The organism is Agaribacterium haliotis (assembly GCF_002312815.1).
GTDB lineage: Bacteria > Pseudomonadota > Gammaproteobacteria > Pseudomonadales > Cellvibrionaceae > Agaribacterium > Agaribacterium haliotis.
This window is the reverse complement of sequence record NZ_NKQJ01000003.1, coordinates 297439-323584: the sequence shown is the minus strand read 5'-3', so window position 1 is coordinate 323584 and position 26146 is coordinate 297439. Positions and strand designations below refer to the sequence as shown.

Annotated in this window: 23 protein-coding genes and 1 pseudogene; 7 read left to right on the top strand and 17 right to left on the bottom strand. The window is 52.7% G+C overall.

Annotated features, from left to right (window positions below):
- Positions 1–32 precede the first annotated feature (32 nt).
- Positions 33–1607, top strand: a pseudogene (locus CFK45_RS05900) (alkyl/aryl-sulfatase); the annotation flags it as partial.
- Entirely contained in the window at positions 1584–2048 is a 465-nt protein-coding gene (locus tag CFK45_RS18680) for an alkyl sulfatase C-terminal domain-containing protein (protein WP_275655681.1), read from the top strand. The pseudogene CFK45_RS05900 and the gene CFK45_RS18680, both read left to right, overlap by 24 nt.
- A 54-nt stretch (positions 2049–2102) precedes the next feature.
- Here the strand turns inward: CFK45_RS18680 and CFK45_RS05895 are convergent, their stop codons facing one another.
- The 8 genes from CFK45_RS05895 to CFK45_RS05860 all read right to left on the bottom strand — a co-directional run bounded on the left by CFK45_RS05895 (position 2103) and on the right by CFK45_RS05860 (position 9866).
- Positions 2103–3290 (bottom strand): GAF domain-containing sensor histidine kinase, encoded by a 1188-nt coding sequence (locus tag CFK45_RS05895; RefSeq protein WP_096085490.1) that lies wholly within the window; start codon positions 3288–3290, stop codon positions 2103–2105.
- 75 nt (positions 3291–3365) lie between these two features.
- Complete coding sequence (locus CFK45_RS05890; RefSeq protein WP_096085489.1) at positions 3366–3779, bottom strand: CBS domain-containing protein; 414 nt, start codon at positions 3777–3779, stop codon at positions 3366–3368.
- On the bottom strand, positions 3776–4126 hold the full coding sequence (locus tag CFK45_RS05885) for a P-II family nitrogen regulator (protein ID WP_096085488.1): 351 nt from the start codon (positions 4124–4126) through the stop codon (positions 3776–3778). The genes CFK45_RS05890 and CFK45_RS05885 overlap by 4 nt, the downstream gene beginning before the upstream one ends.
- A complete protein-coding gene (locus CFK45_RS05880) occupies positions 4116–4907 on the bottom strand; it encodes a DUF1538 domain-containing protein (protein WP_096085487.1) in 792 nt (263 codons plus the stop codon). The genes CFK45_RS05885 and CFK45_RS05880 overlap by 11 nt, the downstream gene beginning before the upstream one ends.
- Positions 4908–4924: 17 nt before the next feature.
- Positions 4925–5638 carry a DUF1538 domain-containing protein gene (locus CFK45_RS05875; RefSeq protein ID WP_239923576.1) on the bottom strand — a complete coding sequence of 238 codons (714 nt, stop codon included), beginning with the start codon at positions 5636–5638 and terminating at the stop codon, positions 4925–4927.
- A gap of 175 nt (positions 5639–5813) precedes the next feature.
- Complete coding sequence (locus CFK45_RS05870; RefSeq protein ID WP_096085485.1) at positions 5814–6956, bottom strand: response regulator; 1143 nt, start codon at positions 6954–6956, stop codon at positions 5814–5816.
- Entirely contained in the window at positions 6949–9303 is a 2355-nt protein-coding gene (locus CFK45_RS05865; protein ID WP_096085484.1) for a response regulator, read from the bottom strand. The genes CFK45_RS05870 and CFK45_RS05865 overlap by 8 nt, the downstream gene beginning before the upstream one ends.
- Positions 9304–9320: 17 nt before the next feature.
- On the bottom strand, positions 9321–9866 hold the full coding sequence (locus CFK45_RS05860) for a heme NO-binding domain-containing protein (protein WP_158224613.1): 546 nt from the start codon (positions 9864–9866) through the stop codon (positions 9321–9323).
- A 129-nt stretch (positions 9867–9995) separates the two neighbouring features.
- Here CFK45_RS05860 and CFK45_RS05855 point away from each other — a divergent pair, with 129 nt between their 5' ends.
- Positions 9996–11102 carry a GGDEF domain-containing protein gene (locus CFK45_RS05855; protein ID WP_096085482.1) on the top strand — a complete coding sequence of 369 codons (1107 nt, stop codon included), beginning with the start codon at positions 9996–9998 and terminating at the stop codon, positions 11100–11102.
- Between the two features lie 32 nt (positions 11103–11134).
- Here CFK45_RS05855 and CFK45_RS05850 read toward each other — a convergent pair whose 3' ends face one another.
- The 3 genes from CFK45_RS05850 to smpB form a co-directional block, all read right to left on the bottom strand.
- Complete coding sequence (locus tag CFK45_RS05850) at positions 11135–12679, bottom strand: alanine/glycine:cation symporter family protein (RefSeq protein WP_239923574.1); 1545 nt, start codon at positions 12677–12679, stop codon at positions 11135–11137.
- Between the two features lie 269 nt (positions 12680–12948).
- On the bottom strand, positions 12949–14220 hold the full coding sequence (gene eno, locus CFK45_RS05845; RefSeq protein WP_096085481.1) for a phosphopyruvate hydratase: 1272 nt from the start codon (positions 14218–14220) through the stop codon (positions 12949–12951).
- A gap of 188 nt (positions 14221–14408) precedes the next feature.
- Entirely contained in the window at positions 14409–14888 is a 480-nt protein-coding gene (gene smpB / locus CFK45_RS05840) for an SsrA-binding protein SmpB (RefSeq protein WP_096085480.1), read from the bottom strand.
- Between the two features lie 93 nt (positions 14889–14981).
- On the opposite strand from smpB, the gene CFK45_RS05835 reads away from it, so the two are divergent.
- The gene (locus CFK45_RS05835) at positions 14982–15416 is read left to right on the top strand and encodes a type II toxin-antitoxin system RatA family toxin (RefSeq protein WP_096085520.1); all 435 of its coding nucleotides are present in this window, start codon (positions 14982–14984) and stop codon (positions 15414–15416) included.
- 57 nt (positions 15417–15473) lie between these two features.
- Positions 15474–15788, top strand: a complete 315-nt coding sequence (locus CFK45_RS05830) for an RnfH family protein (protein ID WP_096085479.1) — start codon at positions 15474–15476, stop codon at positions 15786–15788.
- Between the two features lie 97 nt (positions 15789–15885).
- Here the strand turns inward: CFK45_RS05830 and waaA are convergent, their stop codons facing one another.
- The 6 genes from waaA to CFK45_RS05800 all read right to left on the bottom strand — a co-directional run bounded on the left by waaA (position 15886) and on the right by CFK45_RS05800 (position 24685).
- Entirely contained in the window at positions 15886–17151 is a 1266-nt protein-coding gene (waaA, locus tag CFK45_RS05825) for a lipid IV(A) 3-deoxy-D-manno-octulosonic acid transferase (RefSeq protein WP_096085478.1), read from the bottom strand.
- Positions 17151–18932 (bottom strand): lipid A export permease/ATP-binding protein MsbA, encoded by a 1782-nt coding sequence (msbA, locus tag CFK45_RS05820; RefSeq protein WP_096085477.1) that lies wholly within the window; start codon positions 18930–18932, stop codon positions 17151–17153. The genes waaA and msbA overlap by 1 nt, the downstream gene beginning before the upstream one ends.
- Before the next feature lie 113 nt (positions 18933–19045).
- Positions 19046–19975 (bottom strand): branched-chain amino acid transaminase, encoded by a 930-nt coding sequence (locus CFK45_RS05815; protein WP_096085476.1) that lies wholly within the window; start codon positions 19973–19975, stop codon positions 19046–19048.
- Between the two features lie 66 nt (positions 19976–20041).
- Positions 20042–22879, bottom strand: a complete 2838-nt coding sequence (gene glnE / locus CFK45_RS05810) for a bifunctional [glutamate--ammonia ligase]-adenylyl-L-tyrosine phosphorylase/[glutamate--ammonia-ligase] adenylyltransferase (protein WP_096085475.1) — start codon at positions 22877–22879, stop codon at positions 20042–20044.
- Positions 22880–23089: 210 nt separating this feature from the next.
- On the bottom strand, positions 23090–24052 hold the full coding sequence (locus CFK45_RS05805) for a sensor domain-containing diguanylate cyclase (RefSeq protein WP_096085474.1): 963 nt from the start codon (positions 24050–24052) through the stop codon (positions 23090–23092).
- Positions 24053–24685 (bottom strand): histidine kinase, encoded by a 633-nt coding sequence (locus tag CFK45_RS05800; protein ID WP_239923572.1) that lies wholly within the window; start codon positions 24683–24685, stop codon positions 24053–24055. It lies immediately after the preceding gene.
- A 67-nt stretch (positions 24686–24752) separates the two neighbouring features.
- On the opposite strand from CFK45_RS05800, the gene CFK45_RS05795 reads away from it, so the two are divergent.
- Positions 24753–25400 carry an MBL fold metallo-hydrolase gene (locus CFK45_RS05795; RefSeq protein WP_096085473.1) on the top strand — a complete coding sequence of 216 codons (648 nt, stop codon included), beginning with the start codon at positions 24753–24755 and terminating at the stop codon, positions 25398–25400.
- Positions 25401–25427: 27 nt separating this feature from the next.
- Positions 25428–25796: a DUF2750 domain-containing protein gene (locus tag CFK45_RS05790; RefSeq protein WP_096085472.1), complete on the top strand. Its 369-nt coding sequence runs from the start codon at positions 25428–25430 to the stop codon at positions 25794–25796.
- Positions 25797–26146 lie beyond the last annotated feature (350 nt).

Sequence of the window (26146 nt, the reverse complement as noted above, 5' to 3'; positions counted from 1 at the left end):
ATATCATTTTTTGTTTTTAGGATAAATCGACTATGAAAGTCCCGAACAACGTTTTAGCTTGCCTATTTCTGGCCTCGTCGTTTGCGCTTGCCGATGAGCATGCGCTTAATTTAAGTGATGCCGGTGGTAAGCCGGCAACGGCTGAGACCATCAAAGCCAATGCGGAATTTGCCAAAACACTCAACTTCGCCGATGTCAGGGCTTTTGAAAATGATAAGCTTGGTTTGATTGCCGAGTTTGATGATGAAACCGGGAATATTATTCGCAACAGTTTTTCGTTTATAGACCTTAGCAGTGCCGATAAAGCGCCAGATACCGTAAACCCCTCGCTGTGGCGTCAGGCGGTTTTAAATCAGGGTGCACAGGGGCTCTATGAAGTAATCCCCGGGAAGATTTACCAGATTCGCGGTACAGATTTGGCATCGGTGTCGTTTATTCGCGGCAAAACCGGCTGGATAGTCTACGATGTCTTGACCACAAAAGAAGCCGCCGCCCAGTCTTTAAAGTTCTTTTTTGCCAATGTGCCAGAAGGCAAAGACCTGCCGATTACGGCGATGCTTTATTCTCACTCGCATGCCGATCACTTTGGCGGCGCGCGCGCTGTTCAGGAATTATTTCCGAAGGTTAAAGTATACGGCTCAAAAAATATCACTAAAGAAACCGTGGATGAAAATGTTTTGGCTGGCAACGCCATGTCTCGCCGCGCCGCATATCAATACGGCGCAACGCTCGGCCGCCACGAGCACGGCATTGTTGATGCCGCGTTAGCTAAAGGTATTTCTAGCGGTGAGATTACCTATGTAAAGCCGAATTATGAGCTCAACTGGAAAGGCGATATTGAAAGCTTAAATATCGATGGCCTGAAGATGATTTTTCTCGATGCTTCCGGTACCGAGGCACCGTCTGAGATGATGACTTATATTCCGTCGATGAAAGCACTTTGGACCGGAGAGGTCACTTACCAGGGCATGCACAATGTTTATACCTTGCGCGGCGCCAAGGTTAGGGACTCACTGCTTTGGTCGAAAAAAATCAACGAAATGATTTATCTTTGGGGCGGCGAAGTTGAAACGATGTTTGCATCGCATTCGGCGCCGATTTGGGGCAACAAAGAAATTGTTGAGTACTTGAAAATGCAGCGCGATGCCTACGGTTTTACCCACAACCAAACACTGCGTCTAGCCAATAACGGCTACGTGCTGCAAGACCTAGGCGATGCAATCTACGAGGTAATGCCCGAGAGCATTCAAAAAAGCTGGCATACAAACGGTTACCACGGCACTTACTCACACAATGCTCGCGCCGTATACAACATGTATCTGGGCTATTTTGATATGAACCCCGGCAATTTAAATCCACTGCCAATTAAACAATAGTCTGCAAAGTTTGTTGAATATATGGGCGGCGCGAAGGCTATTTTAAAGCGCGCTAAAAAAGATTTTGCCAAAGGTGAATACCGCTTTGTGGCAACGGCACTGAATAAACTGGTTCAGGCACAGCCAGATAACCTAAATGCGCGGGCTCTGCTTGCGGATACTTACGAGCAGCTCGGCTACCAAGCCGAGGGCGCAGGCTGGCGCAATATCTATTTAACCGGCGCTCAAGAGCTGCGCACCGGCAAAGTTAGCCCCGGGGCCCCTAAGTCGGCCTCTGCCGATGTGATCTCAGAAATGGACCCGGGTATGTTGCTCGATTACATTGCCGTTCAGGTTGATTCGCTTAAAGCGGCCGATACGCCATTTAGTTTTAATGCCATTGTCGGTAAAAATAATTTTTATGTAGAAATGTCCAATGGCAATCTAAGTAATATTCAAACCATAAAACCTGTGGCCAATGCGGAGGCAAGCATTACAGTAAGTGAGGCCGGTTTTACCAAGATCTTACTTGGCCAGGCGCGCCTGCCTGAATTGATTGAAGCGGGTGAGGCGTCGCTTGATGGTGATGCCGAGGTCTTGCAGAAGCTGGCAGCGTCAATGGTGCAGTTTGATCCAGCCTTTGAGATTGTTCCATTCAGTGAAAAGTCGGTCGATGCGGATTTGTATCACTAAGTGATTTATTAAGTACTCGACTATAAAAACGGGCCCGGCGATGTCGGGCTCTGTTTACGCGCACTGAAAACTTACGCAAAAATAATTGCCTTGTTCATTGCTGCGTTCAAGCCAGATTTCCCCACCCTGTTGTTCAATAAACTCTTTGCACAAGTTTAGACCGAGGCCTGTGCCGCCTTCACCAGCGGTGCCCAAAGCACTGTCCACCGGACTATTAAACAACTGCTGTTGTTTCTCTTCGCTGATGTGTTCACCGCTGTTAAATACCTGCAGCACAACTGAGCTGTCTTTTTTGTAGGCGCTGACCTGTATTTGGCCCTGCTCTGGGCAGAATTTAATGGCGTTGTTCAGCAGGTTGCGAATAACGGCTTTGCTGAGGGTTTCATCTACCAGAACGTTGTATTCGCCCACATCGTTTTGAAATTCAATACTTTTTAGCTGCAAAGCTTCGTGCAGCAGGTCGTAACTGTTGTTCAGCAGCGCTTTCAGTGAGTGTTCCTGAACGATAATGCCGGAGCGGCCGACCCGCTGCGTGGCCCACTGCAGCATTTCATCGAGCAGCTGATAAACACGCAAGCTCGAATCCAGGATCATATGGCTGCTCTTAACGATGCGCTCCTGGCTCATTTGCCCTGCGCCTTGATTTAGTTGCTGGGCGAGGCCGAGGATGCCGTTAAACGGCGAGCGTAGGTCGTGGCCGATGGAGCTCAGCATGTTTTGCTGCTGTTTGTTGCTGCGCTTAAGTTCCAGGCTGTGCTTGCGCAGTTCGAGCTGGCTGATCACCTGGTGGGAGAGAATCGTCAGCGCTTTAAGTTGGTTGCTGTCGAGTTTTTTGGGTTCGCGGTCGATAACGCAGAGGGTGCCTATCGGGCTGCCGTCGGGGGCAATTAGCGGGGCGCCTGCGTAAAAACGAATATCGGGCGCGCCGGTAACCAGTGGGTTGTCGAAAAAACGCTGGTCTTCAAGTGCATTGCTAATTTCAAAAACATCGTTCTGCAAAAGCGCGTGAGAGCAAAAGGCGATGCTTTTTGGGGTTTGCTCGGCATCGAGGCCAACCTTGGACTTAAACCACTGGCGCTCTGCGTCAACCAGGCTAATCAACGAAATCGGTGTGCCGCAAATTGCGCTGGCTAGCTCGGTTAACTCGTCAAAGGTTTTTTCTGCGTCGCTGTCCATAACCTCGTAGTAGTCGAGGCGTTTAAGGCGCTGTTTTTCCAGCGGGTGCTCGGGCGCGCTCTGCATGGTGTTCTCCGTGTTCGGCAGGCATGTTGTTAACTATAGGTAATGCCGGCGCTCATGCAGAGCAAACTACGTGTATTAACTGTCGCTGGATTCTAGGTAGTCGAGCCAGCTCAAGACGATATCGTTATAAGAGCATATGCCTATTACGTCTTCGTTTTCTATTACCGGCGCAGAGCTGAGCCCAAAGCGGGTAAATAAGCGCGCGCAGTATTTGATGTCCATATCTGGCCGGACGGCGATCACCGGCTTGGCCATGATCTCGTAGAGGTTGACGCGGTCGGGGTTGCGGTCGAGGGCAATGACCTGTTTGGCGATATCGCTCAGTTGCACCTGGCCGTATTCATCGCCGCTGTCGCGCTTTTCAATAATGACCTTTTTGTAGTTATTTTTTTTCATAATCGCCAGCGCTTCGGCGACGGTCATCAGGCCGTCGACAATGGCAAAACGCTGGTTCATTACATCGCGACAGCGCACTTTTTTATGGCTCATAGTTCCCCCTCAATTTTACTGCTCAACTCTTGAATTTGATGGCTGACCCCGACGGCGTCTTCAACATCAATTTGAATGGCTATGCCGGCGCTTGAATCGCGTTCAAAACCGCCGACCTCGGCGATGGTCTCGAGGATGTGGCGACTTAAGTGCTCTTCAACTAAAAACAAGCAGACATCGCGCTGAGTCTCGAGGCTGAGGCCAAAAAAAGTACTTTTGGGTTTTAAGCCTTCGCCGCGCGCGTGGTTGATAATGGTCGAACCGGTTGCTCCGGCAGAGCGCGCGGCGTCGAGCACATCGTCGGTACGCTCGTCTTCAACAAAGGCGATAATTAGTTTAAAACGCATTGCTGTTGTCCTCCGCTTGAGTGTTTGTGGCTGAGGTAGTTAGGTTGGCCGCTTGTCGCGCGCGTTTAAATTCGGCGAACTGGGCGTAGGCCATTACCGTAATCATTGGAAACAGCGACGCAAAAGCAATCAGGCCAAAACCGTCGATCAGTGCGCTGCGCCCGTCAATATTTTCCGCCAGGCCAAGCCCAAGTGCTGCCACCAGCGGCACGGTAACGGTTGAGGTGGTGACACCGCCGCTGTCGTAGGCCAGCGGAATAATCAACTTCGGTGCTAGCAGAGTTTGAATCACGACAACGATGTAGCCTGCGATAATAAACCAGTGAATGGGATAACCGCTGACAATGCGCCAGGCGCCCAGGGCAATGCCGATGGCCACCCCGATGGCGACGGCGATACGCAGGCCCCAGACACCGATGGCACCGCCACTGACCTGGTTGGCTTTCATCGCCACGGCAATTAAGGACGGCTCGGCAATGGTTGTGCTGGCGCCGATCGCAAAGGCAAATAAATACACCCATAAAAAGCCACCGCTGCTTTCGCCAAGCTCAATCAGTTGGGTGGCCATTAAGCGGCCAATAGGAAATAGTGCACGCTCAAGCCCGAGCAGGAAAAAACTGAGACCGACGATCACCAGAATAAAACCGCCAAGCAAGCGCGGCCAGGCCGGCAGCTTTTTGCGAATAACAAATAGCTGAAAGCCGAGAATAATGGCGGCGATAGGTAGTACATCGCGCACGGTGCTGGCAAAGGTCGTTAAAAAGTCGCTGATAAAAAGCATTGTTATGTGCCCACCGCCTATAAAACCATGCCGTAAATCATCACAAATATCATCGGCGTCAGCGATGCAAAAGCGATCAGGCCAAAACCGTCGAGCATGGGGTTGCGGCCTTTAATGGATGAGGCGAGGCCAACGCCGAGTGCGGTAACCAGCGGCACAGTGATGGTTGAGGTGGTGACACCGCCACTGTCATAGGCGATGCCGATAATTTCTTTGGGCGCAAAAAAAGTCAGGCTGACAACAATGATATAGCCAGCAATGATCAGGTACTGTATTGGCCAGCCTTTTAGTATGCGCCACACACCGATAACTATGGCGAGGCCAACGCTGAAGGCAACTGTCATGCGCAGCCCTGTTGCATAGGCACTTTGGGCCTGTTTGCTCGATTCTATTTCTCCGGCGGCAGCGGCGACTTTGGCAGCTTCGGTCGATACCGCAATCAATGCAGGTTCGGCGACGGTAGTGCCAAAGCCGAGGCAAAAGGCAAAAGCCATTAACCAAAAAGCGCTGCCTTTTTTGGCAAAGGCGTAGGCCATGCTTTCACCGATGGGAAATAGGCCGAGTTCGAGGCCGCGGATAAATAAGCTAAGACCGACGGCAACCATAAACACGCCGCCGAGCAAAGATAATATATCGGGCAGCATGCTGCGCAGCACCACTAGCTGGAAAAAGGCGATGACCGCGATAATTGGAGCCAGGTCGCGCAGGCTGCTGATAAAAGAGTGGAGCATGGCTTTCATACGCCTAATCTAAGAGCACAGGCAGGAGCTTGTCTAGCGCTTACTTAGCTATGTTTGTGTGCGGCTTAGGATAAAATTGATAAGGCGCAAATAGCCGCGGAATCCATTGATGGCCTGACTAGCGTATTGCTTGTTTCTATGTCTGCTTCTGTGTCTGGTTTTGTAGTTAGTTCAGCGCATCCGTTGCCGCCTTTGACAACTGAATAACACAGCGCTTCACACGCTCGTCGAGTTCGAGGCCAAGCTCCATGTGTTCGAGCTGCAGCTGGCCGGTGCGCGATAAAATCGCCAGCAGCTCTCTCTCCTGCGCGTCACTTAAGCCCATGCTGAAAAAACTTTTTTCCATTTCGGCAATCATGTCATCAACCAGGGCCATGCTGCGTTTTTTGTGTTGCTCTTCCTGGGCTTGAATATCCACTAGTGTGCGCTGAGCCTCGGCAATGGCACGCTTGATTTTTTGCAGCTTTTGGCCAGATGTTTCGTTGAGTTTACTAAAGTGTGCAAGTTTGGCACTGCAGCCTTCGAGCAGAGTCATTAAGTGATCTTTGAGAGAGCCGCGCTTGTCGCTGTCTGTCGGCATATTTTTTATTAAGACAACTAGTTGTTTTTGAACAATAAACAAGCGTTCACCCTGTTCAAAAAAGGGCTCTTGGGCACTGCTGAAGCGTTTTAACAGTTCTTTTTCCAAGCTGGTTATTTCACCATTACACGAGCGCATAAGTTGCTCTGCACTGATATGGAAATACAGTACGGCGTTAAGATTAATACTGTTAAAGGCATTGATGGTTGCATCGGCCAGGTTGTCTAAAGTACCGGCCGAAAAGCAGTCGCGAAAGTAGTTGATGGTGGTGCTAAGACCCGCACTTTCTCCGAGCATGGTATAGACAATTTGATTGGCCTCCTGGGCTTGCTGTTGAAGCTGCTTGGTTGACTCGAGCCGATCGACAGCTGCTTTGATTTTATGTAACAGAAGCTCCGTATCGTAGGGTTTGACAATGTAATCCAGTGCACCAAGCTCTAGGCCTTTAATGATTTCGTCAGTGTGATCATTGGCCGATAAAAAAATGATATCGATGTGCTTGAGTTCTGAGTTGTCTTTTAGCTGGCGGCACGCTTCGTAACCGTCGATGTCGGGCATATTAATATCCAGCAGAATTAGGTCTGGTTGCTGCTGCTGGTACTGGGCAAAGGCTTCTTTGGCGCTTAAGGCTGCGTTGACTTGATAGTTGTCTTTAAGTGTGTCGATCAGCAGTTGGATGTCGCTGGGGTTGTCGTCGATAATCGATATGATCAGTTTATTGTTAGCCATGGCTGTAATCTGCGAGTAACTGTTGTAATTGGTGCTCGGCAAGTTCGCCGACTTTTTTGGTGTCGAGGTTTTCGAAAGCCTGTTCCAGGTCTTCGCTAAATGCCTGCAGTGCGCTGCCTTGGCACACTTGTTTCAGTTCTTCGATTGCTGTCATCGTCTGGGCCAGATCAAAAGCGACCGAGCTATGAATGCTTTGCAGTAGTTCGCAAAGTACTTGCTTGTTGGCACTGTTTTCTACCGGGCGTTTTTTTTCATCGTGTTCACTGTTGTTCAGCAGCTTGGCCTGTAGTTGCTTTAGGCGCTGAATTTCTAAACTTAGCTCATTGAGCAGGCTGTACGCTGCGCCGTGATTATTTTCTTTCAAGAACTGTTCGATACTCGCTGCGAGCTGACTTAAGCCCTCGGCGCCTAAGTTGGCACCGGCGCCTTTTAGTTGGTGGGCGAGGCGCTCTGCTTTTTCGTAATCGCCGCTGTCTAACAGCGTTTGCATGCGCTGATCGGCATCGCTATTGTTGTTGATAAATGACAGCAGTAGCTTTTTTAGCCGCTGCCAGTTACCGCGCAGGCGCTTAAGCGCCGCTTCTAAATTAAAGCCCTCGAGCGCGGGCAGCTCGCTGTTATCACCGCGGCTTAAGGTGCTCGCTTTGTTTTCACTCATGGTCTTCACTTTGAGCAGCGCCGCCAACGTTGGCAGGGCAAGCTCGGGCTCTATCGGTTTAGTTAGATGTTCGTTCATGCCGGCATCAAGGCTTTTTTCCCTGTCTTCGGCCATGGCGTGCGCAGTCATAGCGACAATGGGTAGCTGCTGGTGTCGCTCACTGAGTTTGCGAATTTTTTTACATGCGCTTAAACCATCCATTTCCGGCATCTGGATATCCATTAGTACAAGATCGACGTCCAGGTGCTGCAGCATTTCAATGGCATCGATACCACTAAGTGCAAACTCCACTTGAAAGCCGACACTTTCAAACAGTTCTTTGGCCACCTGCAGATTGATGTAGTTGTCGTCAACCACAAGCAGGCGCTTGCCAAAAAAATTGTAGTGCTGCTGGCTTGTGTGTTCGTTGTCGAAGCTTTTACCGGTCAGGCACTGGTAGAGTTCAGCGTGACAGACGGGTTTGCACAGGTGTTTAAGGCCGCGCTTATTGCTCTGTTCATTGTCGTGATAGCGGCTGATATTAATAACATCAACATTGCTCAGTTCGAGTTGTTCGAGTGCCGCAAGGCTGATGTCCAGGTCTTTGAGTTCATCGTGGTCAAGCAAAATCAGATGGGCTTGGTTTTTTAATTCAGGCGCCGGTTGAAATTCACCCAGTGAACTTATCGATATAAAAGCGCGAGCGCCGAGCTTAACAAAGCAGCGCTGATAAAATTGCTTGCGAGCCTTGCTCAGGCTGACAAAAACCACAATGTGATCTTGCAGCTGTTCGCCATAAAGGTCGACGTAGCTGTCGGTATTTGTCGTTACCAGGTCGAGGTCAAACAAAAACGTTGAGCCTTGGCCGGGCTTGGAATACAGCTCTATACGCGAGCCGAACTGGCGAACGATTTTGGCGCTGATACTCAAACCCAGGCCGGTGCCGCCGTACTGGCGGGTTGTCGATGTATCGGCCTGGCCAAAGGCTTTAAAGATGTTTTTCTGTTGGGTTTCATTCAGGCCAATACCGGTATCGGAGACAAAAATGCGCGTGTAGCCCTCTTCGGTGTAGTGGGCGCCGATACATATTTCGCCGTGTTCGGTGAATTTAATGGCGTTGTTTATTAAATTGCCGACGACTTGTTTAATGCGCGTGACATCGCCTTTGACTTGCATAGGCAGGTCTGGGTCTATGGCGGTAATGACATCCAGGCCTTTGATATGGGCGTTTGCAACAAAGCTGTGCACAACATCTTCAATCGCGCGGCCGAGATTAAAATCGATGTCTTCAAGCTGTAGTTCAACACTGTCGAGTTTGGAAAACTCGAGAATGTTATTGATGATAGAAACCAGCAACTCGCCACTTTGCATAGCGGTGGCAATCAGTTTGTTTTGTTTGTTCGGGTCTGTGCAGCCTTTAAGCGCGCGCAGCATGCCGAGTACGCCGTTCATCGGCGTGCGTATTTCATGGCTCATATTCGCCAGAAACAAACTTTTGGCTTTGACGCTGGCGAGGGCTTCATCGCGGGCGACTTCAAGTTCTTTGGTGCGCTCTTGCACCTGGCGCTCGAGGTTTTGCGCAAGTTCATGTTCGTGTTCGTGAATGACAAACAGCTCGCGGCTTTTTTCTTCAAGCAGGGCTTCGGCCTGCAGGCGGGCTTGTTTTTCGCGCTCGAGGCGCCGCTGAAGGCGAGTAATTCTTTCTTCCACCCGGCCGCCCCAAATCCTTAGCTGAGTTTGCTCAGCACAAAATCTTCGCGGCTAAGGCCGTCGACTAAGCTACCACTGCGTTCAATCTTAAGCTGTTCGCCGTAGTGCCGGGCACAGCCCTCGATTAACCCGTGGGCCAGATCTGCAAGCTGGCGGCTGCTTTCGTAGTGCAGAATTAGGCTGCTGTCACTGGCTTGTTCGTAGCTGAACTTCGGCAGTTCGGCGTCTGGGTAAAGCTTGCGCACTTCTACGTGAATGTGATCGTCGATTTTTTTTAGCAAGCTGAAGCAGTCGCCGGCTTCATCAAAAAAACTGCGGAACTTTTTTACAAACGAAGCCGCTAAAAAGTTGCCAAAGGCGTGTACTAGTGCCGGCGCTTGCTGCTGGGTTCGTTTTGACAACTCGGCAACATAGGCGACCAGCTCTTCGTAGTCGTAGCTGGCAACACTGGTGTAGGCGCCGCCGGATTCGGGGGCGACACTGTCGATCAGATCGTCGACCATGTCCACACCCCAGTTTTGTTCGACCATCTCCATAAACTCGGTGAAGACTATGCCTTTCATGTCGGCGCCCATCGTGTAAGTTAGCGTGTTTTTAGTATAGAAGTGATTAACTGTTGTGAGCACATTTGCCAAGTGTATGCACATCAATCATAGTTAGTGCATTACAAAAAAGATGTGGCTAGGACGCCCATGAAAGCTCTGTTAGTTGATGATCACAGCCTGTTCCGTCACGGCCTTGAGATGCTGCTTAAAATGCGCCTGCAGTTTAGCGAGGTGGTGCACGCCCAAAATGCACAAGAAGCGCTCGCGGCGCTTAATCTTCACGGCGATATCGACATTGTTGCTCTCGATCTGCACCTGGGCGATGACAATGGCCTGCAGCTTATGGCCCAGATCAAAAGCAGTTGGCCGACGCTGCCGGTGATCATGATCAGCGGCGAGAGCGATGTGAAACAAATTCTTACCGCGCTCGGTGAAGGCGCAGCCGGTTTTGTGCCCAAAACCTTGAACCCAAGTGAGTTGGCCGGGGCCGTGGCCGAGGTAATTGCCGGTAAAGTTTACGTACCGCCGCTGCCGGCGCAGGCGGAGCACGCACTGGTGCTCGCCGCCGCCAAGAAAGTACAGGCTCAGCGCATGGCCGATCTTGAGGAAGTCGCCCGCGCAGTTGCCAGCGAGCACGACCTTGCTCACCGGGTTGAGGTGGGCGATGAGCAGCTGGTGTCGGCGCTGAGTAATTTGCTCGATGAACTGGCGCAGGAGCGACAGAGCTTAAGCAACCTGGCGTTTACTGATGAGCTGACCGGCATTGCCAACCGCCGCTGTTTTGTTGACCGCGCTGAGGCCGAGCTCAGTCGCTGTCGTCGCAGCGGCGAAGCCTGTGCGCTGCTGTACATGGATGTCGATGAGTTTAAAAACCTCAATGACAGCTGGGGCCACGACGTTGGTGACCTGGCTTTGCAGCATGTGGCTAAGGTACTGCAGAAGCAGCTGCGCGAAGTTGATGTGGCGGCGCGCCTGGGCGGCGATGAATTTACCGCAGTTTTACACAGCCCGGCAGAGCTAGAGGGTTTACAGCTATTGCTCACACGCTTGCACACGGCCCTGACTGAGCCTGTGCAACTGACCGCGGAGTGTTTTTGGCAGCCGCGTATTAGCATCGGGGCGAGCCTGAGTGTCGGCGACGAGCGCCTGACACAGGCATTGCGCCGGGCAGACGCGGCGCTGTACAAAGTCAAAGGGGCGGGCAAAAACAGCTTTAGCATTGCCCCCGCTCGCGGCGCCCGGGCAATGCATTGATGCTGTTGATAATACAGCAAGTGGGCGGGCAGTTAGTCGCTGCCGGCTTGGCCCATGCGCTGTTTGTAGCTTTGCACTTCTTGGCGTATGACCGGTGCGAGTAAATAGAGGCCGGCGATATTAAATAAGCTCATCAAAAATACCATCGAGTCGGAAAAGGTGATGACATTGCCGAGACTCGCCATCGCACCGAGCACAATAAATAAGCAAAATAATACTTTAAAGCTGTATTTGGCTACCTTGCTGTGACCAAATAAAAAGCCCCAGCTGATAGAGCCGTAATACGACCAGCTCAGCATGGTCGAGATTGCAAACAGCACAACGGCTATTGCTAATACGACTTCGAACCACGGGAACACCGACGAGAAAGCCGAAGCGGTTAAAGCCACGCCGCTGAGCTCTGCGCTGCTGTTTAAGCTGCCGGTAATAATAATGACCAAAGCCGTCATGGTGCAGATCACCACGGTATCAATAAACGGCTCAAGCAGGGCAACAAACCCCTCAGTGGCCGGCTCTTTGGTTTTAACGGCACTGTGGGCGATGGCGGCGGAACCAAAACCCGCTTCGTTGGAAAAACCCGCGCGCTGAAAACCCTGAATCATTGCGCCGATAAAACCGCCGACAACGCCCTCGGGCGCAAACGCGCCTTTGATAATCAGGCCAAAGGCATCGGGGATCTGGCTGAAGTTACTCAGCAATATAACCAGCGCGGTGAGCACATAGATGCTAGCCATCAGCGGAACCAACCTGGCGGTAACGCGCGCGATTGAGCGAATGCCGCCAATAATCACAAAGGCCACCAGGATTGCAATCACCAAACCAAATAACCAACCTTTGCCGGCCAGTGGGCTGGCATCGCCACCAGTTGCCTGCAAGGTCATCGCAAAAGCCTGGTTGGACTGAAACATATTGCCGGCACCGATAGCGCCGCCGATGCAACAGATCGCAAAAAAGAACGCCAGTACTTTGCCGACATTCGGCAGGCCGCGCTCGGCAAGGCCCGTGGTTAAGTAGTACTTGGGGCCGCCGCTGACGGAACCGTCGCTGTGGTACATGCGGTATTTAACACCGAGTGTGCACTCGGCGAATTTGGAACTCATACCGAGCAGGCCGGCTAATATCATCCAAAAGGTCGCGCCGGGGCCGCCGAGGCTGATGGCGACGGCAACGCCGGCGATATTGCCGAGGCCGACAGTGCCAGACAGCGCGGTGGTTAAGGCTTGAAAGTGGCTGACTTCACCGGGGCTGTGCGGATCGGCATATTTGCCTCGCACTAAGTCTATGGCGTGTTTAAAGCCCCAAATACTGACAAAACGCAGGTAGAAGGTAAAAAACAGTGCACCAAATATCAGCCAGATAACAATCCAGCGGATCTTAATATCGTCGCCGATCGGTATTTCGTAAAAAACTTTGCTGGCGATCCAGTTACTCACCGGTGCCACGGCTTGGTCGGCGCAGTAGTCGAGGCCCTGGCCTTCGATCTTCATGCACTCGCTAAAGCTTTGTTCGGCGTGCGCGGCGCCACTAAAAAACAAACTTGCGCCGACGATAAGCGCGATACGTATGAAATAAGACATGAATTCCCTATGCTGCAAAAAGTGGCCGAGACGTTGGCTTCTTATGGTTTGGGCTTGCGTTTGTTACGCATAGTGCGTGCCACGGTGCGCGATTGTAGCGTGTTGTTGGGTAAAAATCCTTTGCTAGGGCTTGTTGTACTCAGGGTGTACACCAAGAGAAATATACTGGTGGGAATAGGCGCAGGCAAAGGCAGCCGCTAAGAGTAGATAAGAGCAGCCAGCCCCCCCTTAGCTTCTCGGCTACTTAATGAGGGGGCTGGCTTGGTGAATTACTGCCAATAATACTCGGCGGCATCGTCGAGCTCGCGCTCAATCTCAAGTAGGCGATTGTATTTGACCAGGCGCTCACCGCGGCTCGCGGAGCCGGTTTTCAGGTGGCCGCTGTCCATCGCCACAGCAAAGTCGGCGAGAAAGCAGTCTTCGGTTTCGCCCGAGCGATGGGAGTGAAAAGCGCGCCAGCCGGCGTTACGGCACAGGCGCACGGCGTTTGCCGCTTCGCTGACTGTGCCGATTTGATTGAGTTTGATCAGCGAGCTGTTGGCCGTGTTGTTATCGATGCCGCGCTGAATGTAATTGGTATTGGTGACAAAAATATCGTCGCCAACCACCTCGATCTTATCTCCAAAGCGCTCGGTAAAAGCTTTAAAACCGTTCCAGTCTTTTTCCGCAAGTGGGTCTTCCCAGAGCACGATGGGGTACTTTTGTATCCACTCGCCGCTGAGCTCGATCAGTTCTTCGCTGCTCATCGCGCCCCGGCCCGACCACTTTAAGTCGTAGTTTTTTTCTAAATCTTCACAAAATGAGTTGGCGGCGCTATCTAGGCCGATAGCAATATCTTCACCTGGGCGGTAACCGGCGGTTTCTATTGCCTGAATAATGCTCTCGATGGCCGCTTCATTGCTGCCAAAATTCGGTGCAAAACCGCCCTCGTCGCCGACACTGGTGGCCAGACCTTCGGATTTTAATAGGCTTTTGAGCGCGTGAAAGGTTTCAGCGACGTAGCGCAGGCCTTCGCTAAAGCTCGGAGCGCCTAAGGGTATTGCCATAAACTCCTGAAAGTCGACGCTGTTGTCGGCGTGCTCACCGCCGTTGACAATATTCATGCACGGCACCGGCAGGCGCACAGCGGCACTGCCACCAAGGTAGCGATATAGCGGCTGCTGGCAGGCGCGAGCGGCCGCGCGGGCAATGGCCATCGAGCAGCCGAGAATGGCATTGGCGCCGAGGCGGCCTTTATTCTTGGTGCCGTCGATATCAATCATCAGTTGATCGAGCAGGGCTTGATCAAAGGGGCTGCGGCCTTTCAGTACCGGGCTAATTTCTTCGCGTACGTTGTGCACGGCTTTTTGCACGCCGAGACCGCCGTAGCGAGAGCCGCCGTCGCGCAGCTCCACTGCTTCGTTGGCGCCAGTGCTGGCACCAGAGGGCACCGAGGCCGCGCTGATACTGCCGTCACTGAGCTCGATATAGACCCGCACGGTGGGGTTTCCGCGAGAATCGAGGATTTCCTGGGCATCTAACTTATTGATTGTAATGGGCATAGTGCTCTCCATCGCAGCTGCACAAAAGCCCAACTCTAACAGCGTCGGCGTGACAGTTTTAGAGCAAACAAATAATCGACGCCACTAATTCAGCGGCTGTGTGTAAACGGGTTTATGGGTGTTGCAGGGCGCGCCAGCGCAGAGCTGGCGTGCGGTGAGTTTGGGCCGAAGATGAGAAGGGGAGCTTCTTAGCGGGCGCGGTGTAAGGCGCGCTGCATTTCGCGATTGGTATCGCGCTCTTTCGAGGCTTCGCGTTTATCGTGCTGCTGCTTGCCTTTGGCGATACACACTTCGACTTTAATCATGTGCTTTTTCCAGTACAAGGCCGTGGCGACAACGGTATAGCCTTTTTGATCTGCGTGACTGGCCAGTTTGTCGATTTCGCGGCGGTGCAGCAGCAGTTTGCGATAGCGGGTGGGCTCGCAGACAAAGTGGGTTGAGGCTGTTGGCAGTGGCTGAATCTGGGCGTTGAGTAAAAACGCTTCATTGTTTTTGAAAAACACGTAGGAGTCTGTCAACTGAGCCTTGCCCGCGCGGCAGCTCTTGACTTCCCAGCCCATCAGCTCGATGCCCGCTTCGTATTTTTCAACCAGGTGGTAATCAAAACGCGCTTTTTTGTTCTGCGCGATATTGTTACTCGGTGTTTTACTTTTGCCTTTCTTTGCCATGGCGGCGGATTATACGGACTCGTCGAGCGCTTGTCCCCTGTTGTCTGCAAGCTGAAAGCGCTAGAATGCCCGCTTTTTCTAAGCGAGGCCGCTTTGCCGACTATTGAGCGCAGCGCACTGGTGAGTTTCAGTTGCGAGCAGATGTATGAACTCGTCGCCGATTTTGCGTCCTACCCGCAATATATGCCGGGGGTGGCCAGGGCTGAACTGTTGGCCGAGGGCGAGGGGTGGCTCGAAGCGAGGCTGCACATCAACCGGCTCGGGGTAAAGCAGAGTTTTTCAACCCGCAATACGCTCGAACCGCCTTATCATATGGGCATAACCATGCTCGAAGGGCCGCTTAAATCTATGACTGGGGGCTGGCAATTTCAGCCGCTTGGCGATGCTGCCTGTAAAGTCATTTTTAAACTCGACTTTGATGTTAAACCCGGGCTTGCCGGTTTGGCTTTGCCTAAGCTGATGGAGCTTAGCGCGTCGGAGCAAGTCGATGCGCTGTGCCGGCGGGCAAAGCAGTGTTACGCCAGTTAAGCGCGCTTAAGCTTGAATTAGAGCGAGCAAATTAGGAACAAATTAGGAGAGAGCAGCATGACTGATATTGAACCGATTGCCGTCGAAGTCGCTTACGCAACACCTGAAAAACAAAAGATTGTTGAGCTGATGGTTGAGCCGGGCACCAGCGCCTACGACGCGGTGATTAAATCCCATATCGTCAACGACTTTCCCGAGATTGATATTGAAAATGCCAAGCTCGGCATTTTTGGCAACGCTCTCGGCTCAAAAGGCTTGGCCCCGGCCAGGGACTACGTTTTACAAGAGGGCGATAGGGTTGAGATTTACCGCCCGCTGATTGCCGACCCGAAAGAAGTGCGCCGCAAGCGCGCGGCGGCAAAAAAAGCTTAAATCAGCTTTAACTTTTGACTAAAAGCGCAGGCTACCAAGCACAGGCTATAAAAGTGCTTACTAAAGTCAGTACTTTAAGCGCTGCTTTTAAACTGGCTTACAGCGCACTTAACTGTTTGTCGATCAGCGCAATAAGTTTGTCCAGTGCGCCTCTGTTTTTCTCGGCGACGGCCAGTGCTGCCCGGCCCTGTGCTAATGCAGCGTCCGGTTTTTCTAACAGTTGTTCAAGAGCTTTGCTCAGTTGCTGCTCATCGTCGACGATGAGCAGTGCCTTCGCCTGTTGCAGCTCTTCGGCAATGGTGCGGAAGTTATAAGTACTTGGCCCGCTTACTATGGGCAGCGACCAGGCGGCAGGCTCTATATAGTTGTGGCCGCCATTGTCGATAAATGAGCCGCCGATAAAAGCAAAGTCACTGGCACCTAACATAATCAGCAGTTCCCCCATGGTGTCGCCGAGTAGAATGTCAGCGGCCTGGGTTTGCATATCACTGCGGCGCGCAACACTGTAGCCGCTGGCCAGGCAGAGCTTGTAGACAGCGTCGAAGCGCTCGGGGTGGCGCGGCACTAAAATTAATTTTAGATGTTTGTGTTGTTGGCGCAGCTGCTTAAATGCAGACAGAATAATCTCGTCTTCGCCTTTGTGTGTGCTGGCGGCGATAAGGATCTGTTCGCCCTGTGCTGTGAGTTGTTGTTTTAATTCGGCGGCCGCGCTGCGGGCTGTGTCACTAATGTTTAAGTCAAATTTAATATTGCCGATCACGTGAGCGCGTTCGGGTTTTAGGCCCAGAGAAACAAAACGCCCGGCGTCGCCTTCGTTTTGTATGGCCGCGACATCGATCTTTTTAAGCATGCGGCGGCTGAGGTTGCGCAGCATTTTATAACCCCGCGCGCTGCGCTGACTGAGGCGCGCATTGGCAACCATGATTTTAATGCCGCGCTTGTGGCAGGCGTGAATCAGGTTGGGCCACAGCTCGGTTTCGAGACAGACAAAAATTTTCGCTTGGCTGCGCTCTAAAAAACGCCTGCTTGCGCCGGGTAAGTCGTAGGGCAGGTAGCAGTGTTTGACGCGCTCACCAAAGGCTGCGCGCACTCGCTCTGAGCCTGTTGGTGTCATGGTTGTTACGAGAATTTCATAGCGCTGTTGCTTGACGTAGTGTTCGATGAGCGGCCTTGCCGCGATAAATTCGCCGACACTGACCGTGTGAAACCACAGCACTTCTTTATCACTTTGTATGCGCGGGCAAAAACCAAAGCGCTCGCGCCAGCGTTGCCGGTACGCGGGCAGCTTGCGGCCGCGCAGCCACAGGCGCACAAAAGCAAAAGGTAGCAGCAGATAAAACAGCAGGGTGTAAAAAGCGCGCATTATTGAGAGGCCTTTTCGGAGCTGTCATCCTGGCTGTGATAGAGCTGGGCGTAGTGGCCGTTTTGCTCTAACAACTGCTCGTGGCTGCCCTGTTCTACAATGTGGCCGTGATCGAGTACAACAATTACGTCGGCATCGCGCACGGTACTCAAGCGGTGCGCGATAACGAGTGTGGTGCGGCCCTGTTTGAGGCGTTCGAGGGCTTGCTGAATCAACTTCTCACTCTGGTTGTCGAGTGCGGAAGTGGCTTCATCGAGAATTAAAATTGGCGCATCTTTGTAGAGTGCTCGGGCGATGGCCAGGCGCTGGCGCTGACCGCCGCTGAGCTTGCCGCCGCCTTCACCGACATCGGTTTTAACGCCGTCTTCGAGCTCCTGGACAAAATCCCAGGCATTGGCGTTTTTGAGGGCATCGAGCAGTTTTTCCTGGCCGTGTTCGCTGCTGCCGTAGACAACATTGTCTTCGACACTAGCTTCAAAAATAACCGGGCTCTGGCTGACAAAACTAATATTGCGGCGCAGCTCGGACAACTTGATATCGTTAATATCTTGGCCGTCGATAAGAATGGCGCCGTCTGCGCATCGATATAGGCGCATCAACAGTGAGGCGATGGTGCTTTTGCCGCTGCCACTGTGGCCAACAAGGGCAACGGTTTGCCCGGCGTTGATATCCAGGTTTAAGTTTTTGATAACAGCTTGTGAGCTGTCGTAGCCAAAGTTGAGCTGCTGAAAGGCTATATTTCCGTTGGCGCGATCGAGTTTGATATTGCCGTCGTTTTTCTCCGACTCTTCATCGATAACGGCAAAAATAGTTTCCGCCGCGGCCAGGCCGGTTTGGATAAGAGAAATAATGCCGCTCAGAGCTTTAATCGGGCGGCCGAGGGCTCCGGCGGCGGTCAGGTAGGCTACGGCGGAACCGGCTTCACCCGCCGGCCAAAAAAGTAGCACCAGGTAGAACAGCGTCGCCAGCGCGATGGCGATAACAAAGTGCATAATCGGTGTCTGCAAGGCACTGACACGAGCGTATTTGTTTTTGTAGCGTAGGTTTTCATCGGCGGCATCGTGAAAGCGCCCGGCCTCAAACTTTTCTGCGTTGTAGCTTTTTACAACCTGTATGCCCTGGATGGCTTCATTGGTGACGTGGGTGACTTTGCCGACGCTGGCCTGAATTCTGCGGCTGGTTTTGCGAAAGTAGCGCGCGGCGATAAAGACCAGGCCTGCGAGCACCGGCGCGGCCGCAAAAAATACCAGGGTTAGCTGCCAGTTTTCGGAAAACAGCATATACAGCAAGACAACTAAAAACAGCCCCTCTTCAAACAGGGTCTTCACCGCTTTGGTGACGGAGCTACTAACCTGTTCAATATTGTAAATAACCAGTGAAATTTGTTTGCTGCTGTTGTTTTTATCGTAGTAACTTTGCGGCAGAGTCAGCAGTTTGTCGAACACCTGTTTGCGCAGGTCGTTGACCACATGCAGGCCAACACGGCTGATAAAATACGAACCAAAGTAGGCTCCGATGCCGCGAAACAAACTGAGCACAAGCACTACTGCCGGCAATAAAAATATGCTTTGCACCAGAAATGCGGGCATGTGTTTGACCCACTCGGTGGGTTTGCCTTCTAGTTCATTTAAGAACAGTTCTATGCACTTAATCAGCGCGCCCTGGCTGGCCCCAAATATTAAAAAGCCTACAAAGCTAATAAAAAAGAAACCTTTGTAGTTTGAGGTGTAGGAGAACAGGCGGAAATAGAGTTCGCGAGAATTCACGGCCGGTTTGTTCATCGTTAGTCCATTTGTGGCGCTGGGGTTAGGGGATACAAAAAGGGCATTCTAACTGCTATTAGAATGCCCTTGAAACGGCTCGAGGCGAATGATCGCCGCTCGTTTTACCGGACTCAGCTTTTTACCGGGCTGAGCCAGGCACTGTGCTGATCGAGCTCACCGCGCACGGCTTTAAAGTACAGGTCTTGCAGCTTAGTAGTGATCGGCCCGCGTTTGCCTTCGCCAATCTTGCGGGCGTCGAGTTCGCGGATCGGCAGCACTTCAGCGGCGGTACCGGTAAAGAAAGCCTCATCGGCGACATAGACTTCATCGCGGGTGATGCGCTTCTCGATAATTTCGTAACCGCAGTCTTCAGCCAGCTGGAAGATCGTGGCGCGGGTAATACCGTCGAGGCAGGAAGTCAGCTCGGGCGTGTAGATTTTGCCTTCGCGAACGATAAAGATGTTTTCACCAGAACCTTCGGCAACATAACCTTCGTTGTCGAGCAGCAGCGCTTCTTCACAGCCGCACTGAAGCGCTTCTTTTAACGCCAGCATTGAGTTGATGTAGTGGCCGTTGGCTTTGGCTTTACACATGCTGATATTGACGTGGTGGCGGGTGTAGCTCGACGTGCGAACCTTGATGCCGACATCGCGGGCTTCAGGGCTCATATAGCTAGGCCAGTTCCACGCGGCGACAATAACGTGAGTTTTAAGGTTGTCGGCGCGAAGGCCCATGCCCTCAGAGCCGTAAAAAGCCATCGGCCGCAGGTAAGCTTCGTGCAGGTCGTTTTCACGCACGACCAGCTTTTGTGCCTCGTTGAGTTCTTCGATGCTGTAGGGCATGGCCATATCCATGATATGGGCAGAGCGGAACAGGCGCTTGGTATGTTCTTCAAGTTTAAAAATACTGGTGCCGTGCTTGCCTGCTTCGTAGGCGCGCACGCCTTCAAAAACACCCATGCCGTAGTGCAGGGTGTGGGTCAGTACATGCACGCGGGCATCGCGCCAGTCAACTAACTCGCCATCAAACCATATAACGCCGTCGCGGTCGGCAAAAGACATAAATTGCTCCAATAATTACTACGCGGCGGCTCGGGCGCCGACCCGCGTTCTGATTCGCTTAAATAATCAGGCCTCGCCGAGCAGGCGCTGCCAAATTGCTGTTACGGAGTTGCGCTCGTTTATCAGAGCATCGGCACTGACCTTGTTCGATTTCTCTTCGATAGTCTGGCGATGCATGACGACTCGCAGCGCTTTGTACGCTGCACTGAGCTCTTCGACCTCTTGAGTCGACAGATTGTCGGCTTGAGCAAGCGCTTCCAGAATGCGGATGTTGTCCGTCCAGGTCGCGAGCGAAGGGTTGGCGTGCGACCAAGCAAGAACCAGATATTGAACCATAAATTCGATGTCGACGATACCGCCAGCATCCTGTTTGAGGTGAAAAACATCGGCTTCGGAGGCCTTGCTGCCGAGGTGCTTGCGCATCTTCTCGCGCATTTCGACGATGTCTTTGCGCAGTTGCGTTAAATCGCGTTTGCGACAGAGTATTTGCCGGCGCAGCGCGTCGAACCTTTCGGCGAGTTTACGACTGCCGGCAATAGCCCGTGCGCGCACCAGCGCCTGGTGCTCCCAGGTCCAGGCTTCGCTGCTCTGATAGCGCTCGAAGGCGCTAAAACTTGCGACCAGCGGGCCGCTTTCCCCCGAGGGCCTGAGCCGCATGTCGATTTCGTAGAGTCGGCCGCTGTGCGTGCGGGTATCAATCAGGTGGATCAGCTTTTGACCTAAGCGCATATAAAACGTGGCGTTGTCGATAGAGCGCGGGCCGCCGGTTTCTCCGTGGATATTGGCATCGTGCATAAAGACCAGGTCGAGATCGGAGCCGTGATTGAGCTCGATGCCGCCGAGCTTACCGTAGGCGATGACAGCGAAGTCCGGGCCATTTGTGCTGTTGTTGTCGGGATAACCGTGGCGTTTAATCATGGCCTGCCACGCGAGCCCGAGGCAGTGGTCGACCAGCGCTTCTGCGAGCCAGGTTAAGTAATCACTCACTTTCATTAGTGGTAGGATGCCGTTTACCTCGCAGGCGGCAATGCGCAAGCTGTGGCTGAGCTTGAAATACCGCAACGCCTCCATCTGGGCCTCAAGGTCGTTCTCGTCGATGCGCAGCATGGTGCGGCGCAGCTCGTCTGATAGTTCGTCGCGCTTGGGTAAATGATAGAGGCTGTGGGTATCGAGCAGCTCGTCGAGCAGGGCCGGGTGTTTGCTCAGTTGTTCAACAATTTGTGCGCTGGCTTCGCTAAGTTGCAGCAACAATTTCAGGGCCGATGGATTTTCCATCAGTAAGACCAGGTAGGCACTGCGGCGAATAACGGCGCGAACCAAGGGCAATATGCGCAATAACATTGTTTGGCTGTCGGCAAAGCTATTCAGCTCGCTGAGCAAAATGGGCATAAATGCATCCAGGCGCTCGCGGCTATCTGGGCTGAGGCTGACAACGGCCGGGTTTAAACTAAACTCCTGCAGCGCCTCGCAGCTCAAGCCGCCATCGAGACTGCAAAGCCCGTCACAGGCTTTGTGCCACAGCTCGACTGCCCAGTCGCTGGCGTGCACTGCGCGGTGTTCCTGATCACCGTCGGCGATGAGCACTTCAAATTCCTCACTGACTAGCTGGCGCTGTTGCTGCAGCGCTTGTTCAAAGCTCTGCCAGTCGCTAAAGGCCATCCAGCTCAACAGGGCCTTGCGGGCTTCATCGCTATCTGGAAGCTGTTGGCTCTGCTCGTCGTTCCAGGCCTGGATGCCGTGCTCACACTGACGCAAAAAAATATAGGCCTGAAGCAGGGCCTGGGCTTTGCCTCTTGGAAGCAGGTGTAGCTTTTCAAGTTCGGGCAGGATTTTGTTTATTTCGCTGCTTTGTAATTGAGTGTCGCGCCCGCCGCGTATCAGCTGAAACACCTGGGCGATAAATTCAATTTCGCGAATACCACCTGCGCCGAGCTTGACGTCGTGTTCCAGGCGGCGGCGCCTGACTTCCTGGCGGATTTTTTGTTTTAGATCGCGCAGTGCTTCGATAACGCTGTAGTCGATGTATTTGCGGTAGGAAAAGCTGCGCAGGGTGCTCATTAACTCTTCGCTGCGAGCCCCGTCGCCTCCGGCGGCCACTACGCGCGCTTTGATCATCGCATAGCGCTCCCACTCCCGGCCCTGACTTTGGTAGTAGGTGTCGAGCGCAGCAAAGCTCGATACTAGAGCGCCGCTTTGCCCCCACGGGCGAAGGCGCATATCGACGCGGAACACACGGCCTTCGGCACTGACCTGATCGAGGCTCTGAATGATGCGTTTTCCGAGGCGGGTAAAAAATTCTTGGTTGTCGAGCTTTTGTTTGCCGTCGCACTGGCCTTTATCGGGGTAGGCAAAAATAAGGTCAATATCCGAACTTAAATTTAATTCCCAGGCGCCGAGCTTGCCCATGCCGAGCACATAGAGATGCTGTTGTTCTGCCCGGCTGTTGCGCGGCACGCCGTGATTACTGACAAGCGCTTGATAGTGCCGTTCGAGGCAGCTTTGACAGGCGAGCTCGGCCATCCAGCTGAGTTCTTTAGTGCTGTCAAACAATTCACAGCGCTTGTTGGCTTCGCGCCAGATAAGGCGCAGCATCATCAGCTGGCGCCAACGACGCAGGCTGTTGTCAAAATCTTCCTCGCCGACAAATGTTTGCATTAACGCGGCGTAGTCGGGGCGTTCCAACTTGTGCCCAAGTGCGCAGTGTTGCAGTAGTTGAAGTAAAAACTCCGGGCGCCTTTCGAGCTGCCTTTCGGCAAATTGACTGACGCGCAGTGTTGCTTGCAGCTCGCTACTTATTTGTTTGTTTAGTCGTTGTTCCAGCTGCTGTTGCTGCTCAATGTCGAGTTTTATAGTCGCTGCTTGGCGGAGTTTCTCTGGCAGTGATGAAAGATTGGCGCTGGCCATGCAGATGTCCTTGGCAGATGTTCCTTGGCGGCGGGGGCTGAGTATAGCTTGCAAGTGCAGCGGGGTCTTGATCTGAAGCTGGGCAAGTTGAGCTTTGTTGGCTACCTGGGCCGGTACTTGGCGGCTAGCGTGTGAGCAATGTACTTTTACTGGTTTCTAAGCAAACTCGTGAAAAATAATAAGTCGGCCTTAGCGCAGGCTATCGCCAGCCTAGCTGGGGAAGTGAATAAAGGCTTTATTGCGGCCGTTTTCTTTGGCTTGGTACAGGCCTTTGTCGGCGCAGTCGATCCACTGGGTGCTGTCTTTAAGTTTTTTGTGGTACGCGCAAACGCCGAGGCTGACGGTGTAGCTAATCTCTGTACCTTCGTAGACGGCGGCGGTGTTTTCGATGGTTTTGCGAATGCGGTTGGCGAGTTTCAGGGCCCCGTCTGCATCGGTATCGGGCAGAATAATGGCAAATTCCTCGCCGCCATAACGCCCCGCGGTATCCACTGTGCGGATGCATTTCTGGGCAATAGCGGCAGTTTGGCGTATGACCTCATCGCCAGCTGGGTGGCCGTGGCCGTCGTTAATTGATTTGAAGTGATCAATGTCGAACATGACCAGTGAACTGGCGTGGTTGTAGCGAGTGCAGCGCTCGAGCTCTTTGAGTAGTTCGCTTTCCCAGGCTTTGCGATTGAGCAGGCCGGTCAAACCGTCGGTGCGGCTCAGGCGTTTGAGCTCGGCGTTGGCGGCTTCGTTTTGCAGCCTGTTTACTGCGGCCTCAGTAACGTCGTAGATAATGATGCACAGGTGATCGACCTTGCCGCCAGTATCTTTGAGCGGAATCATGGTTGTATTTTGGTACATCGTATCGGCGATGCTGGTGATGGGCCTGTAGCTCGGGAAGCGAAATAGCCAGGGGCGCTGCTCCCAGGTGGTAAAGGCGCTGTTGTGCAGGGTGAATACCGATTCGGTCTTTCGCTTGAACCAGGCTTCGGGCAGTTCGGGGAAACATTGAAATAAGTTTTTGCCAAGGATTTCGTCTGGCTCTTTGGCGCTGTGGTTTTGCATAAAGGCATTCCACAGCTGTACTTCGTAGTTGCGATCAATAATAACCAAACCTACGTCGATGAACTGCAGTACGTCCATCAACCAGTGGAAATCAGAAAGTAGGGCGGCTTTTTTGCTCATTTAGTTCAACAGGTAATCCAGCTTTTTAAATAGTAGCTCAAGACTGCCCTCTGTCATGACAATGAGCAGGTCGCAGTTGATGTTAAAGCCTTCAATGGAGTAGCTGATCTCGGTGACCAGGGCGTGGTTCCAGCGGGCTTTGTCGAGCTGAAACAGCTCGCGTACGCTCAGGTGTTGGCCGAGCACCATCGGTGGGCCAAAACTGAATTCCATATCAATTTGCTCAGCGATACCGTTTAGGCAGGCGCCAAACAGCACATTGGTGGTATCCATGAGCAGCTCGCGCTCGGCTTGTTGATCAACATCGCCCTCGTAGCGCAAGATATTAGCCAGGTCCTGGAAGCTTGTATCATTAAACAGCAGCATTGCCTCACCGCTGATACCGCCGCCGATAAAACCCTGGCATACACCGCTGACACTCTCGTTGGCGTCGATAGAGTGCAGGGCCATGACGATATCTGACGGGGTCATGATCTCAATATGCGGGATGCTTAGCTCGACAAAAGCACCGAGCAGGCGCGCGAGTTTGTCGCCGGCTTGGCCCATGGCGACGTTGCTGATTTCCTGCAAGCAGTCCCGATAATCTTCGTTGATCTGGAAAATGGCTGAGTCCGCCTCTAGCTGGTTTTGCAAGTGTACTAACTATTCTAGTCGTCAGCCGTTAAAATGCCTGTTTTTACTGCATAGCTGAGGAGCTTGCGTGTCTCTTAAATTTTGTACGGTGCCCGTCACCCACTATCAACAGAACTGTTCTATCATCTGGTGTGAACTGAGCAAGCAGGCGGCCCTGGTCGATCCTGGCGGTGATGCAAATAAATTGCTGGGTAAAATTGATGAGCTCGGCCTGAGCCTGAACAAGATTTTGTTGACCCACGGTCATATGGATCACGTTGGCGCCACCAGTGAAATTCGCAAGAGCACGGCCGTGCCGGTTATCGGCCCCCATAAAGACGACGACTTTTGGCTGCAGTCGCTGGCTCAGCAAGCATCGATGATGGGCTTTGAAGCGCAGGCGCCGCTAGAGCCCGATACCTGGCTAAACGACGGCGACACAGTCGAGCTCGGCGAGCTGAGTTTGCAAGTAATTCACTGCCCCGGGCACACGCCCGGACACGTTGTTTTTTATGAGGCAGACAGCCAACAGGCTTTTGTTGGCGATGTGCTGTTTGCCGGGTCCATCGGCCGCACAGATTTCCCCAAAGGCAATATGACGCAGCTGCTGGATTCGATTCGCAACAAACTATTAGTTCTCGGTGATGAGGTTAATTTTGTTCCAGGTCACGGGCCGAACTCTAGCTTTGGCCGCGAACGAGTAAGCAACCCATTTCTTGCCGAACAACCCTATTAAGACAGCCGAAAAAGCCAGGAGGTGACCATGTCAGAGCCATTGGGTGACGACTTTGAAGAAAACTACGATCGCTTTATTGCTGAAGCGCTCGATACCGGTTGTGTTTGGGGGCTGGAGGGGGACGATGGTTTTGCGCTCTGCCCATCGGTGGAAAACGACGAGATAGACGTGATGCCGCTCTGGTCTCAGCCCGAGTTTGCCAAGCAGCACTGTCGAGACGAGTGGCAGGCCTACCAGCCGGTGCCAATCGCAGTTGAGGAGCTGCTCGACGACTGGCTGCCGGGCATGCACGCGGATGTGTTATTGGTTGGCGTGAATTGGAATGAGGCGATGGAGGGGCTGGAGTTAGAACCGCTGGACCTGCTCGAAGACATCGATAGAGAAGCGGCAGCTTAGAAAACTTTAATCTAAGCTTTGCCGGGCAATTTGCTAGCCTTGAATTAAGAGCTTAAGGCAAATCTCAAAGGGTTTTGCCAGAGCCTTCCGGGAATCGAATCGCTTTCGCCCAGTTATGTGGTATCTGTCTATCTGCCGCTGCGGGTGCCGTTAGTGTTTCCTTGCACTCCCTCCGCAAGATGTGCACGTGTGTGCGATCATTCCCGCGAGGCTCTGGCAAAACCCTTTTGTTTTGCGCTCTCGGCCGGTCTTAAAGCAGCCTTTTTTGCCAGATTACGCCTGGCTTGAATATCCCTCCGCCCCTCGCTGTTTTGCTTAAATTTTTATCTTTACTGTTGTGTTTATGTCCG

Bases quoted from the DNA above. Each gene is read 5' to 3' on its own strand.
- CFK45_RS05895 (WP_096085490.1), bottom strand. From the start codon at position 3,290: ATGCAGAGCGCGCCCGAGCACCCGCTGGAAAAACAGCGCCTTAAACGC.
- CFK45_RS05890 (WP_096085489.1), bottom strand. From the start codon at position 3,779: ATGAGCCATAAAAAAGTGCGCTGTCGCGATGTAATGAACCAGCGTTTT.
- CFK45_RS05885 (WP_096085488.1), bottom strand. From the start codon at position 4,126: ATGCGTTTTAAACTAATTATCGCCTTTGTTGAAGACGAGCGTACCGAC.
- CFK45_RS05880 (WP_096085487.1), bottom strand. From the start codon at position 4,907: ATGCTTTTTATCAGCGACTTTTTAACGACCTTTGCCAGCACCGTGCGC.
- CFK45_RS05875 (WP_239923576.1), bottom strand. From the start codon at position 5,638: ATGCTCCACTCTTTTATCAGCAGCCTGCGCGACCTGGCTCCAATTATC.
- CFK45_RS05870 (WP_096085485.1), bottom strand. From the start codon at position 6,956: ATGGCTAACAATAAACTGATCATATCGATTATCGACGACAACCCCAGC.
- CFK45_RS05860 (WP_158224613.1), bottom strand. From the start codon at position 9,866: ATGAAAGGCATAGTCTTCACCGAGTTTATGGAGATGGTCGAACAAAAC.
- CFK45_RS05855 (WP_096085482.1), top strand. From the start codon at position 9,996: ATGAAAGCTCTGTTAGTTGATGATCACAGCCTGTTCCGTCACGGCCTT.
- CFK45_RS05850 (WP_239923574.1), bottom strand. From the start codon at position 12,679: ATGTCTTATTTCATACGTATCGCGCTTATCGTCGGCGCAAGTTTGTTT.
- eno (WP_096085481.1), bottom strand. From the start codon at position 14,220: ATGCCCATTACAATCAATAAGTTAGATGCCCAGGAAATCCTCGATTCT.
- smpB (WP_096085480.1), bottom strand. From the start codon at position 14,888: ATGGCAAAGAAAGGCAAAAGTAAAACACCGAGTAACAATATCGCGCAG.
- CFK45_RS05830 (WP_096085479.1), top strand. From the start codon at position 15,474: ATGACTGATATTGAACCGATTGCCGTCGAAGTCGCTTACGCAACACCT.
- waaA (WP_096085478.1), bottom strand. From the start codon at position 17,151: ATGCGCGCTTTTTACACCCTGCTGTTTTATCTGCTGCTACCTTTTGCT.
- msbA (WP_096085477.1), bottom strand. From the start codon at position 18,932: ATGAACAAACCGGCCGTGAATTCTCGCGAACTCTATTTCCGCCTGTTC.
- CFK45_RS05815 (WP_096085476.1), bottom strand. From the start codon at position 19,975: ATGTCTTTTGCCGACCGCGACGGCGTTATATGGTTTGATGGCGAGTTA.
- glnE (WP_096085475.1), bottom strand. From the start codon at position 22,879: ATGGCCAGCGCCAATCTTTCATCACTGCCAGAGAAACTCCGCCAAGCA.
- CFK45_RS05805 (WP_096085474.1), bottom strand. From the start codon at position 24,052: ATGAGCAAAAAAGCCGCCCTACTTTCTGATTTCCACTGGTTGATGGAC.
- CFK45_RS05790 (WP_096085472.1), top strand. From the start codon at position 25,428: ATGTCAGAGCCATTGGGTGACGACTTTGAAGAAAACTACGATCGCTTT.